The organism is Bradyrhizobium sp. RP6, assembly GCF_003837805.1.
Classification (GTDB): domain Bacteria; phylum Pseudomonadota; class Alphaproteobacteria; order Rhizobiales; family Xanthobacteraceae; genus Bradyrhizobium.
The window spans coordinates 14,949-31,596 of record NZ_RQIT01000035.1 but is presented as its reverse complement, the minus strand read 5'-3'; the positions used below and the strand labels follow the sequence as shown (position 1 = coordinate 31,596).

General features: G+C 65.8%; 15 protein-coding genes. 3 read left to right on the top strand and 12 right to left on the bottom strand.

The annotated features are described in order from the left end of the window. Window positions 1-34: 34 nt before the first annotated feature. The 8 genes from garD to EHH60_RS34895 all read right to left on the bottom strand — a co-directional run bounded on the left by garD (window position 35) and on the right by EHH60_RS34895 (window position 11,349). On the bottom strand, window positions 35-1,576 hold the full coding sequence (gene garD / locus EHH60_RS34930) for a galactarate dehydratase (RefSeq protein ID WP_124163744.1): 1,542 nt from the start codon (window positions 1,574-1,576) through the stop codon (window positions 35-37). 115 nt (window positions 1,577-1,691) lie between these two features. Continuing rightward, window positions 1,692-3,140 carry an aldehyde dehydrogenase family protein gene (locus EHH60_RS34925; protein ID WP_124163743.1) on the bottom strand — a complete coding sequence of 483 codons (1,449 nt, stop codon included), beginning with the start codon at window positions 3,138-3,140 and terminating at the stop codon, window positions 1,692-1,694. Between the two features lie 79 nt (window positions 3,141-3,219). After that, the gene (gene gudD / locus EHH60_RS34920) at window positions 3,220-4,563 is read right to left on the bottom strand and encodes a glucarate dehydratase (RefSeq protein ID WP_124163742.1); all 1,344 of its coding nucleotides are present in this window, start codon (window positions 4,561-4,563) and stop codon (window positions 3,220-3,222) included. A gap of 26 nt (window positions 4,564-4,589) precedes the next feature. Beyond that, a complete protein-coding gene (gene kdgD / locus EHH60_RS34915) occupies window positions 4,590-5,534 on the bottom strand; it encodes a 5-dehydro-4-deoxyglucarate dehydratase (protein WP_124163741.1) in 945 nt (314 codons plus the stop codon). Between the two features lie 123 nt (window positions 5,535-5,657). Further along, entirely contained in the window at window positions 5,658-6,563 is a 906-nt protein-coding gene (locus EHH60_RS34910) for a LysR family transcriptional regulator (protein WP_124163740.1), read from the bottom strand. 121 nt (window positions 6,564-6,684) lie between these two features. Then, a complete protein-coding gene (locus EHH60_RS34905; RefSeq protein WP_124163739.1) occupies window positions 6,685-8,037 on the bottom strand; it encodes an MFS transporter in 1,353 nt (450 codons plus the stop codon). 192 nt (window positions 8,038-8,229) lie between these two features. Continuing rightward, window positions 8,230-10,182: an SGNH/GDSL hydrolase family protein gene (locus EHH60_RS34900; protein ID WP_124163738.1), complete on the bottom strand. Its 1,953-nt coding sequence runs from the start codon at window positions 10,180-10,182 to the stop codon at window positions 8,230-8,232. An 84-nt stretch (window positions 10,183-10,266) separates the two neighbouring features. Then, window positions 10,267-11,349, bottom strand: coding sequence for a lysylphosphatidylglycerol synthase transmembrane domain-containing protein (locus tag EHH60_RS34895; RefSeq protein WP_124163737.1), 1,083 nt, complete (start codon window positions 11,347-11,349; stop codon window positions 10,267-10,269). A gap of 429 nt (window positions 11,350-11,778) precedes the next feature. On the opposite strand from EHH60_RS34895, the gene EHH60_RS34890 reads away from it, so the two are divergent. Beyond that, a complete protein-coding gene (locus EHH60_RS34890) occupies window positions 11,779-12,285 on the top strand; it encodes a YciE/YciF ferroxidase family protein (RefSeq protein WP_124163736.1) in 507 nt (168 codons plus the stop codon). 95 nt (window positions 12,286-12,380) lie between these two features. On the opposite strand, the gene EHH60_RS34885 is transcribed toward EHH60_RS34890, so the two are convergent. Beyond that, entirely contained in the window at window positions 12,381-12,815 is a 435-nt protein-coding gene (locus tag EHH60_RS34885; protein ID WP_124163735.1) for a hypothetical protein, read from the bottom strand. A gap of 56 nt (window positions 12,816-12,871) precedes the next feature. On the opposite strand from EHH60_RS34885, the gene EHH60_RS34880 reads away from it, so the two are divergent. Continuing rightward, entirely contained in the window at window positions 12,872-13,462 is a 591-nt protein-coding gene (locus tag EHH60_RS34880) for a hypothetical protein (RefSeq protein WP_502697434.1), read from the top strand. Between the two features lie 8 nt (window positions 13,463-13,470). Here the strand turns inward: EHH60_RS34880 and EHH60_RS34875 are convergent, their stop codons facing one another. Beyond that, a complete protein-coding gene (locus EHH60_RS34875; RefSeq protein ID WP_199752416.1) occupies window positions 13,471-14,814 on the bottom strand; it encodes an aminotransferase-like domain-containing protein in 1,344 nt (447 codons plus the stop codon). A 183-nt stretch (window positions 14,815-14,997) separates the two neighbouring features. Here EHH60_RS34875 and EHH60_RS34870 point away from each other — a divergent pair, with 183 nt between their 5' ends. Then, window positions 14,998-15,234 (top strand): DUF1127 domain-containing protein, encoded by a 237-nt coding sequence (locus EHH60_RS34870; protein ID WP_124163733.1) that lies wholly within the window; start codon window positions 14,998-15,000, stop codon window positions 15,232-15,234. Between the two features lie 363 nt (window positions 15,235-15,597). Here EHH60_RS34870 and EHH60_RS34860 read toward each other — a convergent pair whose 3' ends face one another. Next, window positions 15,598-16,023 (bottom strand): universal stress protein, encoded by a 426-nt coding sequence (locus tag EHH60_RS34860; protein ID WP_061883091.1) that lies wholly within the window; start codon window positions 16,021-16,023, stop codon window positions 15,598-15,600. Between the two features lie 50 nt (window positions 16,024-16,073). Further along, a complete protein-coding gene (locus tag EHH60_RS34855) occupies window positions 16,074-16,610 on the bottom strand; it encodes a SixA phosphatase family protein (RefSeq protein WP_124163732.1) in 537 nt (178 codons plus the stop codon). Window positions 16,611-16,648: the final 38 nt, after the last annotated feature.

The following is a 16,648-nucleotide window of genomic DNA, read 5'->3' as shown; positions in this document are numbered from 1 at the left end:
CTATTGCAGGATGGTTTCGTCGCGCTTGCCGCGCTCAGGTCACCGGCGCCGGATTGAACAGCGTCAGATCGTTGTGGATGCCCCAGCGGTCCGACCATGGCTTGGTGCGGCCGGAGGCGACGTCGAGGATCAGGCGAAACAGGTCCCAGCCGCATTCCTCGATGGTCTTCTCGCCAGTGGCAATGCTGCCGGCGTCGAAGTCGATCAGGTCCTTCCAGCGCCGCGCGAGCTCGCTGCGGGTCGCGACCTTGATCACGGGCGCGGCCGCAAGACCGTATGGCGTGCCGCGGCCGGTGGTGAACACCTGCAGCGTCATGCCCGAGGCGAGCTGCAGCGTGCCGCAGATGAAGTCGGAGGCGGGGGTTGCCGCGAACAGCATGCCTTTCTGCGTCGCCTTCTCGCCGGGCGACAGCACGCCGGTGATGGCGGATGACCCGGACTTCACGATCGAGCCCAATGACTTCTCGACGATGTTGGCGAGGCCGCCCTTCTTGTTGCCGGGCGTGGTGTTGGCGCTGCGGTCGGCGCCGCCGCGGGCCAGATAGGAATCGTACCAGGCCATTTCGCGCACCAGTGCGCGGCCGACGTCCTCGTTGATGGCGCGGCGCGTGAGCAGCTGGATGGCGTCGCGCACTTCCGTCACTTCCGAGAACATCACGGTGGCGCCGGCGCGCACCAGGAGGTCGGCGGCGAAGCCGACGGCGGGATTTGCGGTGACGCCCGAGAAGGCGTCGCTGCCGCCGCACTGCAGGCCGATGACGAGATCGGACGCCGGGCAGGTCTCGCGCTTGCGGGTGTCGAGCACTTTTAGCCGCGCCTCGGCCTGGCTCATGATCGCATCGACGATGGCGCCGAACCCGTCGAAGACCTCGTCCTGCATGCGCACGATGGCATCGCCGACGCCCTCCGGCACCAGCCGTTCCGGCGCCAGCTTCTCGCAGCCGAGGCCGACAACCAAGATCTCGCCGCCGAAATTCGGATTGAGCGCGAGGTTCTGCAGGGTGCGGATCGGCACCACCGCGTCGGGCGCATTGATGGCGACACCGCAGCCATAAGCGTGGGTCAGCGGCACGACGTCATCGACGTTCGGGTATTTCGGCAACAGCTCGGCGCGAATGCGCTTGACCGCATATTCCATCGTGCCCTTGACGCATTGCACGGAGGAGGAGATGCCGAGAATGTTCTTGGTGCCGACCGAACCGTCGGGATTGCGGTAGCCTTCGAAGGTGAAGCCTTCGAGCGGCGGCAGCGGGGCGGGGACGGCGGTGGAGATCTCGAGCTTGTCGAGGGCGGGGGCCTCCGGCATGCGGATGCGCGCCTCGTCCACCCATTCGCCGGCCTCGATCGGCGACAGCGCATAGCCGATGATCTCGCCATAACGGATGATCGGTTCACCTTCCGCGATGTCGACCAGGGCCGTCTTGTGCCCCTGCGGCACGAAGGCGCGCAGCGTCAGGCCGCTGGCAAAGCGCGAGCCGGCGGGAAGCCCGAAATCGTTGACCACGATCGCGACATTGTCGCGCTCGTTGAGCTTGATGTAGCGGGGCTGCTCTTTCGCCGCGACGTCCTGGTCCATGATGGACTCCGGATTTGTAGGGTGGGTTAGCGCGGCGTAACCGACCAATGTCGGTATCCGCGGAAGCAGAAGAGTTGGGTTACGCTGCGCTAACCCACCCTACGATATCGGCCTATCAGCCGGGGAAGGTGTAAGCCGTCTTCACCGTCGTGTAGAACTCGCGGGCATAGGAGCCCTGCTCGCGGGCGCCGTAGCTCGAGCCCTTGCGGCCGCCGAACGGCACGTGATAGTCGACGCCGGCGGTCGGCAGATTGACCATCACCATGCCCGACTCGCTGTTGCGCTTGTAGTGCGAAGCGTATTTCAGGCTGGTGGTGCAGATGCCGGAGGCAAGGCCGAACTCGGTGTCGTTGGAGATCGCGAGCGCCTCCTCGTAGTTCTTGGCGCGGATGACGGCGGCGACCGGGCCGAAAATCTCCTCGCGCGCGATGCGCATGTTGTTGTTGGCTTCTGTGAACAGCGCCGGTTGGAGATAGTGACCGGGGTTCTCGCGCTTGAGCAGCTCGCCGCCGAAGGCGAGCTTGGCGCCCTCGTCCTGGCCGATCTTGATGTAGCGCAGGTCCTGGTCGAGCTGGCTCTGGTCGACCACCGGGCCGATATGCACGCCGGCCTTGAGCGCGTCGTCCACCGACAGGCCCTTCAGCCGCTCGGCCATCGCCGCGACGAAGCGGTCATGGATGCCTTCGGTGACGATCAGGCGCGAGGAGGCGGTGCAGCGCTGGCCGGTGGAGAAATAGGCGCCGTTGACGGCGACCTCGACGGCGGTCTTGAGGTCGGCGTCGTCGAGCACGACCAGCGGATTCTTGCCGCCCATCTCGAGCTGGAATTTCTTCATGGGGTTCGACAGCACGCAGGCCTGCGCGATCTTTCGGCCCGTTTGCACCGAGCCGGTGAAGGAGATCGCGGCGACATCGGGATGCTCGAGCAGCGTCTGGCCGACTACGGAGCCGGAGCCGACCACGAGGTTGAACACCCCGGCGGGAATGCCGGAACGGGTGATGATCTCGGCGAGCGCATGTCCAGAGCCAGGCACCAACTCGGCCGGCTTGAACACGACGGTGTTGCCATAGCACAGCGCCGGGGCGATCTTCCAGGCCGGGATCGCGATCGGGAAATTCCAGGGCGTGATCATGCCGACGACGCCGACCGGCTCGCGCGTGAGCTCGACATCGAGGCCGGGACGGACGGAGGCGCCCTTCTCGCCGATCAGGCGCAGCGCTTCACCGGCGAAGAACGCGAAGATCTGGCCGGCACGGGCGACCTCGCCGATGCCTTCCGGCAAGGTCTTGCCTTCCTCCCGCGCGAGTAGGCGGCCCAGCTCTTCCTTGCGGGAGAGGATCTCGGCGGAGATCTTGTTCAGCGCGTCATAACGCTCCTGCGGCGTCGAGCGCGCCCAGGCGGGGAAGGCGGCCTTTGCGGCGGCGATCGCCTTCTCGGTCTGCGCCTTGTCGGCCTTGGCGTATTCGCCGACGAGGTCGTTGGTGTTGGAGGGATTGATGTTCCTGGTGACGCCGGAGCCGTCGACCCATTCGCCGCCGATGAAGTTCTTCAGGATCGCTGTCATCTTTTTTTCCTCCCTGTTCAAGGGCATGATCCCATCGGAAAACCGGTGTCCACTTTTGCCGGTTCATGCCCGAACTTTTTTAACGCACGAGGCACGGACGCTTGTCGTCGAAGGTCCAGCCGGGGATCAGGTCCTGCATGGCCATAGCGTCATTCCGTGCGCCAAGTCCATGCTTCTTGTAAAGCTCGTGCGCGGCCTCGATGGCCGCGCGGTCGATGTCGATGCCGAGGCCGGGGCGACCGGGCACTGCGATCTTGCCGCCCCTGATCCGGAGCGGCTCCTTCGTCAACGCCTGGCCATCCTGCCAGATCCAGTGGGTGTCGATCGCGGTCACCTTGCCGGGGGCGGCGGCGCCGACATGAGTGAACATGGCGAGCGAGATGTCAAAGTGGTTGTTGGAGTGCGAGCCCCAGGTCAGGCCGTTGTCACGGCAGGTCTGGGCCACGCGCACCGAGCCTTGCATGGTCCAGAAATGGGGATCGGCCAGCGGGATGTCCACCGACCCCAAGCGCAACGCGTGGGAGAGTTGCCGCCAGTCTGTGGCGATCATGTTGGTTGCGGTCGGCAGGCCGGTGGCGCGGCGAAACTCGGCCATGATCTCGCGGCCGGAGAAGCCGGCCTCGGCGCCGCAGGGGTCCTCGGCATAGGCGAGGACGCCGTGCATGCCCCTGCAGAGCCTGATGGCCTCGTCGAGCGACCAGGCGCCGTTAGGGTCGAGCGTGACGCGCGCGCGGGGGAAGCGTTTTGCGATGGCGGTGACGGCCTCGATCTCCTGCTCGCCGCGGAGCACACCGCCCTTCAGCTTGAAGTCGGCGAAGCCGTAATGGTCGTGGGTGGCCTCCGCGAGCCGCACCACGGCCTCGGGCGTCATCGCCTCCTGATGGCGGAGGTTGAACCATTCCGCCTTGCCGGTCTCGCCGGTGACGTAGTCGAGCTTCGACTTGCGCCGGTCGCCGACGAAGAAGAGATAGCCGAGAGTCTCGACGCTCTTGCGCTGCTGGCCTTCGCCGAGCAGCGCCGCGACGGGAAGATCGAGATGCTGGCCGAGCAGATCGAGCAACGCGGATTCGATCGCCGTGACCGCGTGGATCATGACGCGGAGGTCGAACGTCTGCTTGCCGCGGCCGTCGGCGTCGCGGTCGGCGAAGGCGGTGCGGACGTCGGCGAGGATGTTGTTCATCGCGCCGACGGCCTTGCCGACGACGAGATCGCGGGCGTCGTGCAGCGTCTGCCAGATCTTCTGCCCGCCCGGCACCTCGCCGACGCCGGTGTGACCGGCATTGTCGGTGAGGATGACGATGTTGCGAGTGAAGAACGGCGCATGCGCGCCGCTCAAATTGAGGAGCATGCTGTCGCGGCCCGCGACCGGGATCACCTGGATCGCGGTGACAACAGGTGCGCCAGAAATCTCGGTCCGGGCCATTGCACGCTCCTCCCTGTTGTCGACTGCTATTCTGCAGCCTGTTGTGACGATCGTGCGGCGGGCAGCTTCTTCACCAGCGTGGTCAGCTCCGCGATCTCCGGTTCGGTGAGATCGGTCAGCGGCGGCCGGACCGGGCCGGAATCGCGGCCGATCACCTTCATGCCGGCCTTGATGATCGAAACCGCATAGCCCTTCTTGCGGTTGCGGATCGCGATCAGCGGCAGGATGAAGTTCTTCAGGCCGGCTTGGATCGTCTCATGGTCGCGCTTGCGCACGGCGGCGTAGAAGTTGGTGGCGAACTCCGGAACGAAGTTGAACACCGCCGAGGAATAGGTCGTCACGCCCATGTCGAGATAGGGCAGCGCGAACGTCTCCGCGGTCGGCAGGCCGCCGATATAGGTGAGGCGGTCGCCGAGCCTGGTGTAGACGCGGGTCATCAGCTCGATGTCGCCGATGCCGTCCTTGTAGCCGACGAGGTTCGGGCAGCGCTCGGCGAGACGCGCCAGCGTGTCGGGCTGGAGAATGGCGTTGTCGCGGTTGTAGACGATGACGCCGATCTTCACGGCGGCACAGACTGCCTCGACATGGGCGGCGAGGCCGTCCTGCTCGGAATGGGTGAGATAGGGCGGCAGCAGCAAGAGGCCGTCGGCGCCGGCCTTCTCGGCACCAACCGCGATCTCGCGCGCGATTGCGGTGCCGTAGCCGGTGCCGGCAAGCACGGGCACGCGGCCCTTGGTCTCCTCGACGGCGACCTTGACGATCTGCGGAACCTCTGATGGCGTCAGTGAGAAGAACTCGCCGGTGCCGCCGGCGGCGAACAGGCCGGCAACGTCGTAGCCGCACAGCCAGTCCATGTTGGCGCGGTAGATCGCCTCGTCGAAGGAGTAGTCAGCCCTGAACGGCGTGACGGGGAAAGACAGGAGGCCGGATCCGATCGTTCGGGCCATTTCCTGCGGGGTCATCTTGCTCACGGGCGCTGCTCCCTTCGTGCGTGCTGCGGAGGACGCAAGCCTGCGCGTCCATGCGCCGTGGTTTAGAAGACCGTTCGATGCGCGTCCAAGCCAAAGCCTATATCGACCGATGCGGATTGAGCATCAATCCTCTGTCGGCTCCGCGGAGGACAATTCGCCGGCGATTTTGACCAGCGCCGACAGCAGCGGATTCTCGTCCTCGCGGCGCCACACCATGAACAGTTCGACGGGCACGCGAGTGCGCAGCTTCAGGGGACGCAGGCGCACGTCGGAGATCTTCAGGCTGGCGGCTGCGGCCGGCACGATGGCAAGGCCGAGGCCGGCGCGCACCATCGCGAGGATCGAGTGGATCTGGCTGAGGTGCTGGACGTAACGTGGCAGCACGTCGGCGCGGGTGAACAGCGCCACCAGGAGGTCGTGGAAGTAGCGGCTCTCATAGGGCGAGTACATCACGAAGGGCTGGTCGTCGAAATCCTTGATGGTGATGCTGTCGGCGCTGGCCAGCGGATGCTTCTTCGGGATCGCCGCGAGCAGCGGCTCGGCGACGACCCGGCGGCTGGCAAGTTCGGGACGTGCGATCGGCGGCCTCAGCAGGCCGGTGTCGATCTGGCCGGAGGTCAGCGCCTCGAACTGGTCGCCGGACACCATCTCCTTCAGCGAGAAATCGACCTCGGGCAGCTTGGCGCGGCAGGCGGCGACGAGTTCGGGGAGGAAGCCGTAGGCCGCGGCCGCGGTGAAGCCGATCTTGAGCGAGCCGGTCTTGCCGAGCGCGATGCGGCGGGCGACTTGCGAGGCGCTTTCCGCAAGCTTGAGGATACGCCGCGCCTCCGGCAGGAAGCTGCGCCCCGCAGGGGTGAGGCGTACCGATCGGCTGGTGCGTTCCAGCAGCGGCGCATCGATGATGTGCTCGAGCACCTGGATCTGCCGGGACAACGGCGGCTGGGTCATGTTCAGCCGCGCGGCGGCGCGGCCGAAATGCAGTTCCTCCGCCACCGTGACGAAGCAGCGGAGCTGGTTGAGGTCGAACATCGATGCATGCCTTAGATGGATAAGGCGTTTCCCCGGCACTTCTAACATCGATCACCACCAATACAAAGTCGGCGGCTGGTGAGCCGCCGTAAGTTGCCTGGTCAAGCTCCCGTGGGAGCCCTCAGGAGGAACGTTCGAGCACGACCCGCTCGATCTTGCCGACGACGACGAGATAGGCGAACGCCGCCACCAGCGCGTTGAGGCCGACGAAAACCAGCGCGCCGTTGAACGAGCCGGTCGCAGCCAGGATGTAGCCGATCACGATCGGAGTGGTGATCGAGGAGAGATTGCCGAAGGTGTTGAACAGGCCGCCGGAGACGCCGCCGGCTTCCTTCGGCGAAGTGTCGGAGACGACGGCCCAGCCGAGCGCGCCGATGCCCTTGCCGAAGAAGGCGAGCGCCATGAAGCCCACCACGAGCGCCTGGCCGTCGACATAGTTGCAGGCAATGATCGACATCGACAGCAGCATGCCGCCGACGATCGGGATCTTGCGCGCCATGGTCAGCGAGCCGGTCCGGCGCAGGATCGCATCTGAGATGATGCCGCCGAGCACGCCGCCGATGAAGCCGCATAGCGCGGGGAGCGTCGCGACGAAGCCGGCCTGCAGGATCGACAGCCCCCGTTCCTTGACGAGGTAGACCGGAAACCAGGTCAGGAAGAAATAGGTCAGCGTGTTGATGCAGTACTGGCCGAGATAGACGCCGAGCATCATGCGGTTGGAGAGAAGCTGGCGGATGTGGTCCCACCCGGAGCCGGATTGCGGTGCACGCTTCTGCTTCAGATCGTCCCTGGACGCATCGAGATCGACCAGCGCGCCGCCGTCCTTGATGTAGTCGAACTCGGCCTCGTTGATCGAAGGATGCTCCTTCGGGCCGTAGACGGTCTTGATCCAGGCGAGACCCATGACGATGCCGAGCGCACCCATCACCAAGAACACGAAGCGCCAGCCATAGGCGTGCGCGATCCAGCCCATCAGCGGCGCGAAGATCACGGTCGCGAAGTACTGCCCCGAATTGAAGAAGGCCGACGCGGTGCCGCGCTCATTGCCCGGAAACCAGGCCGCGACGATGCGGGCGTTGGCTGGGAAGGAGGGCGCCTCGGCAATGCCGACCAGGAAGCGCAAGCCGAACAGCACGATGACCGCGGTGCCGGCGCTGAAGAAGCCGACCCAGCCCTGCAACATCGTGAAGATCGACCAGACGATGATGCTGAAGGCATAGACGAGGCGCGAACCATAGCGGTCGAGCAGCCAGCCGCCCGGCACCTGGGCGATCACATAGGACCAGCCAAAGGCCGAGAAGATGTAGCCCATGCCAACGGGATCGAGATGCAGCTCCCTGGAGAGCGCCGGGCCTGCGATCGAGAGCGTGGCGCGGTCGGCATAATTGACTGTCGTGACCAGGAATAACATGGTCACGATGAACAGCCTGACGCGAGACCTCCTCACGTCCGCTGCGGACACCATTGCGCTCATGACGCGCCTCCTTGGAACTCGAACATTTCCTCGAGGCGAGTCCTAGAGGCGCGCGCGGCAAAGTGTCCAAGTTCAAGGGAGTATCGATCGATGCCGTCTTTGGATCGATGGGACGGCAGGTTGGGGGAAGTGAGGAAGGCGGGACGCCAACCCCAAGGGCGCAATGACGGTGTGGAGAGCTCGCTCTCGCTTCTACTGACTTGCGCTCGGCAGCAGCTGCGGCAAGAATCCGCGCGTCACGCTTGGCGGCACGGCATCGAGACCAAGCACGGCGCTCGCGGCCGGCAGCGCCGCATCCGCCATCGCGGCGTGGCCTTCGGCGCTCGGATGCACGGCGCCGCCATAGACGGCGGAGAGCACGCCCCAGGTGGCATCGTGAATGTCGGTCGGCTGGCTCGCGGCCGGCAGGCCTTGCGGATAGGTCATCGCAGCGAAGTAGCTGTCATTGGCGTCGCGGATCCAGCGCGCGCGGGGCAGGTAGGCGCGGTATTCCGAGGCGCCGCGGCCGCACAGCATGGGCTGGCTCGCTGCGCTGACAATGTCTGGATTGAAGCTCTGGCCGTTCTCGGCAAAGCAGGTCCGGTCGAATTCGGGGTCATTGCCCGAATGGGCGCAGAAGCCGTGATCGGCGAACGCGGCCTGGTGCGCGTCGACGAAGGTCATGCGGTCGGCTTCGGGGTCGCGGCACAGCGCGCCACGGGTGCAGGTGGCGAGCCCTTTCAGCTGCGGCAGGAATTCGGTGTCGACGAAGGTGGAGACGCGGGCGAGCCGCTGCGGATCGGCGTTGAAGGACGGATGGATGTCGAACCCGGCGCGGCCGCCGCGACAGGGCACGCCGCCGTCCGCGAGCGCAGGATTGGCGTAGGAGACATAGACGACGCGCGAGAGGTCGCCGCCGACGAGCGGCTTCAGCGCCTCGCGCAGCTTGACGAAGCTTTGTGGCAGCTCACGCGTCAGCGCATCGCGGGAATCATCGACGCTCGCCATCACGCCGGAGCGGCGGAACAGCGTCCGCTCGGTCGCGGTGTCGACGATGACGTCGGCGACGAGGCCGGAGAAGTAGACGTCGTTGGCGCCGACCGAAAGCAGCACGAGGTCAAGCGTCCGATCGGGCTGGCGCTTCTTTGCCGCGGTGAGCGCTTCGCGCAGCTCGGCGACCTGCGCGTTCACGCTGGTGTTGCAGACGCCGGACTTGCCGGGCGGGCATTCGCGGGCGCGCTGCGAGCCAAGCAGTCCGTCGGCAATGCTGGCGCCGGTGCAGGCGAGCGGCAGGAAGGTCACGGCGATATGGGTGTAGCGCACGGCGAGCGCCAGCGCGGTGCGGGCTTGGTAACTGTAGAGCGAGCGGTGGCAGGGTGCGTTGAACCAGAGCGCGCTGTAGCGCTGCCAGTTGGCGAGGGTATCCGGCGCCTCGCAGGCGCGGCCTCCCTTGAAGCCGTGGCGGCTCGGCCGGTAGTACTGCGCACCTGCGGTGCCGAGATAGGAGCGGAAGCAAAATCCTTCGTCCGAGAGTGCCAGCGGCCGGTCCGGATTGCCCTCGCCGGAGGCGATGCTGTCCCCGAGGCCAGCGACGAAAATGTCGCGGACCTGGATCTCGGTCTGGACGCGCTGGGTCGGATCCGAGCCGGCCGAGACATCGACGGTTGCGACCGTCTGCTTGCCGTAGCGGACGCGCAAATTGATCGGCTCGGCGCAGTCGAAGGTCGATTGTTGCGGCCCGTCCCCGTCGTCGAACGACCAGGCGCAGGTGGCGCCCACCGGCACCGCGCCGGTCAGACGTACCGTCACCGGATGGTCGATCGGGGTGATGTAGTTCTCTTTGACGTTGTCGCGTGTACAGGGCTGGTTGACCCGGCCCTGGAGGTCGATGCAGAGCCGGTTGACCATGTTGCGGGCCCAGCCGCGGCCTTCGCTCTGGAGCTCCAGTGATTGCTCGGCGGCGAGGATGCTGCGGTTGCGCGCGTTCTCGACATGGAGCAGGAAGTCGCGCTCCTCGCGGAACAGCCGGAAGCGGTTACGCACCTCCCAATCGATTTGCATGGTGCCGGCATCCTGCCCGGCGGCGCGCTCGGACGGCAAGGCGGTCAAGAGCCCGGAGAGCAGCAGAGCGCCCGCGGCGAGAGTACGAAGGGATAAAGGGATCATGGCCCGGGTCTTCAACGGCAAAGTTGAGGCGGAAATAAGAGAGCATTGCTCCGCCGCCCGCAACGTTTGTCTGCGCCAGCTGCCTTAGCGCTTGTTGGCCTGCCGCAGCAACCGCTCCCGCTCCATCGGTGTCACCTGCTTGGGCAGGTTGGCCTGCGCGCAGGCCTCCGCCAGCCGCCGCCGCTCCTGCCAGGGCTCGACCACGTTCATCCAGAGCTCGCGCGTGCCCATGATGGAGATGGCGAGGCCGAACGGGATCACGAAATAGAGAATGCGGAACACCAGCAGCGTGGCCAGAAGCTCCTCGCGGCCGAACTGGGGCAGCGCCACCAGCATGGCAGCATCGAACACGCCGATCGAGCCGGGCGCGTGGCTGGCAAAGCCGATCAGGGTCGCCAGAATGAACACGACGGCGAGCGACATGAAGTCGATCGATGGGCTGGTCGGCATCAACAGGTACATGGCCGTGGCGCAGAAGCCGAGATCGACCACGCCGATCAGGATCTGCACCAGGGTCAGCGGTGCCGATGGCAGCACCACCTTCCAGCCCTTTTGCCCGAGCTCGCGGCGCTTCTCGCCCATGCAGAGCCAGACCAGATAGGCGCCGATCGAGGCGAGGCCGCCGAGGGCGATCAACCGGTTGAGCGACGAGGGGAGCTGATCCATCGAGGAGGCCGCATCCGGATGGATGGCCATGCCGATCGAGAGCACGAAGATGTTACCGAGCCAGAAGGTCAGACCCGACAGGAAGCAGATCTTGGCGACGTCGATCGCGTTCAGCCCGTAGTCCGAATAGATCCGGAAACGGATCGCACCGCCGGTGAATACCGTCGCGCCGATGTTGTGGCCGATCGAATAGGACGTGAAGCTCGAGAGCGCCGCGATGCGATAGGGCACGTGCTTCTTGCCGATCGTTCGCAGTGCAAAAAAGTCGTAGAAGGTCAGCGTGCAGAACGCGAAGAAGACGCAGATCGCCGCCAGCCCGATGCTGCCGCGCGGGATCTCGGTCAACGCGGTCAGGATAACCCCGGTATCGATGCCCTTGAGGGTCCGCACCAGCGTGGTGATCGCGAAGGCGATGATGAAGATGCTCGCGGCAATTCCCAGCCGTCGCCAGCCGATCCATCTCTTGAAGCCGCGCTTCAACGCGGGCAGCAGTCCGTGCATTCATCCTCCCGGCGGGGGCAACACCGGCCGAGCCAGGCTTGGCCGGTCGGGCGCGATCATGGCCAAAGGCAGGCATCGATCGCTAGGCATGATCAAGCTCATTTAAGGCAAAATCAGCGGCTTGTGCAGCCCTTGACAACAATAGGTTCTGCGCTGGACCGGCCACTTCTGTCATACGCGGTTCATATCGGATGCGCGTTAAGCATATGAGTCGTGAAACCGGCTCCTCTCGCGCGCTTGGTGCACCGACATGATTTCAAATCCTGGCGCGGTCCGCATTGTTCCAGCGCAAGCGGTATCGGCATTTTTGGAACGTCGACGCTGCGTACTCGTTAGCATCCATCAGCAATCGAACATGGGCGGAATAAACGGCTTTTCTCGTGCAAGCCGGCGCCTCCGTGTTCCCCGAAACCCGAGAGGATCGGAACGATGGGACTGTTCACAAAAGACATCAAGACCATGAACGACCTGTTCGTGCATCAGCTCCAGGACATCTATTACGCCGAGCAGCAGCTCACCAAGGCGCTGCCGAAGATGGCAAGCAAGGCCACCGATCCGCAGCTGAAACAGGGCTTTTTGACGCACCTCGAAGAAACCAGACAGCACGTCACACGACTTGAGGAGGTGTTCAAGATGCACGGCGTCGCCGTGAAGGCGGTCGATTGCCCAGCCATCGACGGCATCATCGAGGAAGCCGACGAGACCGCCGGCGAAGTCGCCGACAAGGCGGTGCTCGACGCCGCGCTGATCAACGCGGCCCAGGCCGCCGAACATTACGAGATCGTGCGCTATGGCAGCCTGATCGCCTGGGCCAAGCAGCTCGGCCGCAACGACTGCGCGGCAGTGCTCGCCAAGACGCTCGAGGAGGAAAAGGCGACCGACAAGAAGCTGACGACGCTCGCCGAGAGCAAGGTGAATTTGCGCGCGGCGAGCTAGTAACAACAGTGCAGCCAGAAAGCGCCGCGCGCCAACGCGCGGCGCTTTCCTGTCACGTGCATCATTCGGCGTTATGAGCGCGCCTGCGCAGCACGTCAGCCGCGGCGCAGTGCGAAATGCGCACCGCAAAACGCCATCACGGCACCGAGGCAGAGCGCGGCGAGCCCGGCCAGCACGCCCGAGACGGTCGGGATCGGGCTCGGCGCCGAGGCCGCCTGGCCCGCTCCCGCAAGCAGCAACACACCGACCGCGATCAGGAATTGCCGCATCCGCTGCGGGATCTGTCCGGAGGCGGCGCTCTGCATCAGGCTGGCCGTGAAATAGCCGCCGGAGAAGCCGACCGTGGCGATCAGCCACCAGGCGATCGCCGCTCCCGCGGGCATGAACTCATGGGTGTCGGAGCGCCAGAGGCCGCCGAGATCGAGACCATAGCGCGCGCCCAGCATGTGCACCGCGAGCGCGAGCAGCACGCCGGAGATCATAGCGGCGCCGAGAATCAGCCGGCGCGGAAAAAACGTCGTCTCAGCCATGCCCCGCTTGTAGGATGGGCGAGGGCGATCGCGCAAGCCGATCGCGAATGGGATCGATGATCGAGATGCGGGGAGCTGAAGCCGGTTCGGCCACGAGCTACGCCTACAAGGCCTCGCTGATCGGCTCGGCGCATCGTTTCGAACTGACGGAGCAGGGGCTGTCCTGGCACATCGCGGGACGCTCCGGCCTGTGGCGCTACGACGAGATCTCGGCGATCCGGCTGTCGTTCCGCCCTGTTTCGATGCAGCAGCACCGCTTTCGTGCCGATGTCAGCCGCACCGGCGGCGGGCGCATCGCGATCCTCTCGACGAGCTGGCAGACCGCGGCGCTGATGGCGCCGCAGGACAGCGGCTTCCGCGATTTCATTCTCGCGCTGCATGCGCGGATGGCGCAGGCCGGCAGCCGGGCCGAATTGACCGCCGGCCTTGGCCGCAAGACCTATGCGGCGGCGCTGGTTTTCCTGGCGGTGCTGACGGTGGCGATGGCGGGGCTGTTGATCCGCGCGCTTCTGATCGGCGAGTTCGCCGGCGCGCTGTTCATCCTCGGCTTCGCCGCGCTGTTCGCCTGGCAGGTGGGCGGCTTCGTGTGGCGCAACAAGCGGCGGAGCTACAGTTTCGATCGCGTGCCGAAGGCTCTGCTGCCTTAGATGGAGCGCTACTCCGTCGAGTCGAAATCCTCCTCCTTGGTGCCGAGCAGCGAGGCGATCGTGCGCAGGCCGGCATCGAGCTGCTCGGGTGAAGGCGGGGCGAGGGCGAGCCGCACCGCGTTTGGTGCATGACCATGTGCGATCGCGAAGGTCGAGGACGGCGTCAGCGCGATGCCGCGCCTTGCCGCCGCGGCGACGAAGGTTTGCGAACGCCAGTGCGGCGGCAGCGTCAGCCAGAGATGATAGGAGCGCGGATCGGCGGCGAGCTGGTAGCCGGCGAGCAGCCTTGCAGCGGTTTGCTGGCGGCGCACCGCGTCGATGCGCTTCAGGCGCGTCAGCTCGGCGACGGTGCCGTCGGCCATGAGCCGCTGCCCGGCCGCCAGCGCGTGGCCGGAGGCGATCCAGCCGCCGGTGCGGACCGCGCTCATGACGCTTTCGCGCAAGTGAGGCGGCGCGACCAGAATGCCGAGCGCGAGGCCGGGCGCGACCTTCTTCGACAGGCTGTCGATCACGACGCAGCGGTCCGGCCCGAGCGCGGCCAGCGGCGTGTCGTCGGCGAGGAAGCCGTAGACCGCGTCCTCGATGATGGGAAGATCGAGCTTTTCGGCGACGCGCATGATGTCGGCGCGCCGCGTCGCGCTCATGGTGACGCCGAGCGGATTCTGGATGATGGGCTGGAGATACAGCGCCGACAGGTGCGCCTCGCGATGCGCCTTCTGGATCGCGTCCGGCCGCGCGCCGTGTTCGTCCATCGCAATCGGGACCAGCGTCACACCCAGCCGCGCGGCGATGCTCTTGACGTATGGATAGGTCAGCGCCTCGACGCCGCAGCGGCCCCCGGTGGGAACGAGCGCCGCAAGCGCGGCCGCGAGCGATTGCTTGCCGTTGGCGGTGAAGAAGATCTGGTCCGCCTGCGGCGTAAAATCCTTGCGTGCGAGATAGGCGGCGGCAGCAACGCGCGCGCTCCTGGTGCCGGTGCTGGTCGAAACGCGCAGCGCGGACTCCAGCGCGTCGACCCGCTCCAGCCCTGCAAGGCTCTTGGCGATCATCGCCCATTGCTGGGGCAGCAGCGGATAATTGACCTCGAAATTGATGCGCGCCTCGGCCGGCTCGCGCGTCGTCTCGACCTGGCGCCTGATGTCGCCGGAGATGAAGGTGCCGCGGCCGACCTCGCCGACCACGAGGCCGCGGCGGAGCAATTCCGTATAAACCCGGCTCGCGGTCGAGACCGCGATGCCACGGTCATAGGCAAAATTGCGCTGAGGCGGCAGCCGGTCGCCGGGCCTTAACGTGCCGTTAGTGATATCGGCCGCAATGGCATCGGCAAGCTTCACGTACTCGAACTTGGACATTATTGCACCGAGAGCAATGTTTTGCTTGCTCCGAGGAATGTACCGGAGCATTTAAGTTCCATCAAGATCCGCGATTGAGCCGAGGAGAGCGAGAGCAATCCGACGGCAAATGAGGTGCAGGCGCTGACAGCGTCCGCGCCAACGCCATCGGCTTCGCCGCGGAACGACACGCCGGAGAAGAAAATGACCACGATTTCGCAAACTGCCGGGCGGAGTTTACGCCCATCCTCGTCGGGCGGATTTTTCAGCACGCTCGCACACGGTGTCTCTGCGCTGTTCGATCGCATCGAGCGCCGCTCCGCCGTCAAGACGCTGAACGAGCTCGACGACCGCGCCCTGCGCGACATCGGCATCACGCGCAGCCAGATCGAGGATGCGGTGTACGGGCAGTTCAAGGCCGAGTTGACCCGGTATCTGTGATCACTCCGTGTCCCGGACGCGCTGCAGCGTTCTTACCCTGCTGCGCAGAGCCGGGACCCAGCAGGCCACGGCATGCGCTGATGCATGGGCCCCGGCTCTGCAGCGCACCGCCGAAGAGGCGCTGTGCAGCGCCCGGGGCACGAGACCTTCGTTCAGCGATTGACATGGTTCGTCTTCCTCGCGGCTTGTTCGCCCGAGCTTTGCTTCTTGCTCACCCTCTTGGCGGGCTACCGGAGTTGAGGCAGGTGAGCGACGAAGTTGCCGCCGCGTTGGTAGGCGTTGCTCCTCCAGCCAAGTCGACAGCAGACTCTGTCGCCTTTGGGCGCAAACGGGCTCAGTTCCGGCAACGGGATCGGTCGGCGCCTAGTGCCTGACGACCAGCACCGAGCACTTCGCGTAGCGCACGACGTGTCCGGCGTTGGAGCCGAGGAAATAGGTGCGCATCGCCGGCCGGTGCGAGGTCATCACGATCAGGTCGGCCTTCATATTCGCGGCTTCCTCCAGGATCTCGTGGTAGATGCCGCCCTGGCGCACCACGCTGGAGATGCGGCTCGGCTCGATGCCGGACTCGCGCGCGACGATGGCGAGGGCTTCCTCCGAAGTCTGGCGCTGCTGCTCGTCGAAATCGGCCGGGACGTATTCGGCCAGCATCACCGGCGTCATCGGCAGCACGTTGAGCAGGCGCACCGTGCCGCTCCAGGTCTGCGACAGCGTCGCCGCCGTTGCGATCGCCGGCTTGGCGAGATCGGTGTCGGCGAGGTCGATGGGCACGAGGATGGACTTGAACATCTGCGCCTCCAAATCTTTCGGTCAGCACGTCTTGCTGGTACGTCGCGCGATCACTCCGATCGAAGCAGCTTGGGGCTGACGAACAGCACCAGCTTGCCGCGGCGGTAGGCCACGTCCCCCCAATCCTTGACGTCAAAGTCGAAGATCGCAAGCCCCGCCGTGGGCAGGTTGTGGGCGAGGGCCCTGGCGCCATCAGGATCGCCGCCGCCGATCAGCATCAGGGCGACCTCATGCATGCCGGGATTGTGCCCGATCAGCAGCAACCGCTTTGGGTCGGCCGGGGCGGTTGCAGTGCGAATGGCCTCCAGGATCTCCGCGGAATCGGCGCCGTAGAGTTCCGGCAGGACCTCGACCTGCGGCACGGGGACGCGGTCCTTCATCGCCTCCCAGGCGATGTCCCAGGTCTGCCGGGCCCGCACGGCGTGCGATACCAGCACGGTATCGGGGAAGGGTGGATGGGCGGCGATCCAGTCGCCCATCCGCGCAGCATCCTTGTGGCCGCGCTCGTCGAGCCGGCGGTCCTGGTCACGGCCGCTCGGCGCGTCGGTCTCGGTCTTGGCGTGACGCAGCAGCATCAAACGGCGCATGGCATTCTCGAATCGTTGTGTGTCCAGAATAATCTACG

Excerpts from the sequence above, each read along its gene's own strand:
- EHH60_RS34880 (WP_502697434.1), top strand. The coding sequence starts at position 12,872 with ATGATCGAGATGCGGGGAGCTGAAGCCGGTTCGGCCACGAGCTACGCC.
- garD (WP_124163744.1), bottom strand. The coding sequence starts at position 1,576 with ATGGACCAGGACGTCGCGGCGAAAGAGCAGCCCCGCTACATCAAGCTC.
- EHH60_RS34860 (WP_061883091.1), bottom strand. The coding sequence starts at position 16,023 with ATGTTCAAGTCCATCCTCGTGCCCATCGACCTCGCCGACACCGATCTC.
- EHH60_RS34885 (WP_124163735.1), bottom strand. The coding sequence starts at position 12,815 with ATGGCTGAGACGACGTTTTTTCCGCGCCGGCTGATTCTCGGCGCCGCT.
- EHH60_RS34870 (WP_124163733.1), top strand. The coding sequence starts at position 14,998 with ATGACCACGATTTCGCAAACTGCCGGGCGGAGTTTACGCCCATCCTCG.
- EHH60_RS34895 (WP_124163737.1), bottom strand. The coding sequence starts at position 11,349 with ATGCACGGACTGCTGCCCGCGTTGAAGCGCGGCTTCAAGAGATGGATC.
- gudD (WP_124163742.1), bottom strand. The coding sequence starts at position 4,563 with ATGGCCCGGACCGAGATTTCTGGCGCACCTGTTGTCACCGCGATCCAG.
- EHH60_RS34925 (WP_124163743.1), bottom strand. The coding sequence starts at position 3,140 with ATGACAGCGATCCTGAAGAACTTCATCGGCGGCGAATGGGTCGACGGC.
- EHH60_RS34855 (WP_124163732.1), bottom strand. The coding sequence starts at position 16,610 with ATGCGCCGTTTGATGCTGCTGCGTCACGCCAAGACCGAGACCGACGCG.
- EHH60_RS34910 (WP_124163740.1), bottom strand. The coding sequence starts at position 6,563 with ATGTTCGACCTCAACCAGCTCCGCTGCTTCGTCACGGTGGCGGAGGAA.
- EHH60_RS34905 (WP_124163739.1), bottom strand. The coding sequence starts at position 8,037 with ATGAGCGCAATGGTGTCCGCAGCGGACGTGAGGAGGTCTCGCGTCAGG.
- EHH60_RS34900 (WP_124163738.1), bottom strand. The coding sequence starts at position 10,182 with ATGATCCCTTTATCCCTTCGTACTCTCGCCGCGGGCGCTCTGCTGCTC.
- EHH60_RS34875 (WP_199752416.1), bottom strand. The coding sequence starts at position 14,814 with ATGTCCAAGTTCGAGTACGTGAAGCTTGCCGATGCCATTGCGGCCGAT.
- EHH60_RS34890 (WP_124163736.1), top strand. The coding sequence starts at position 11,779 with ATGGGACTGTTCACAAAAGACATCAAGACCATGAACGACCTGTTCGTG.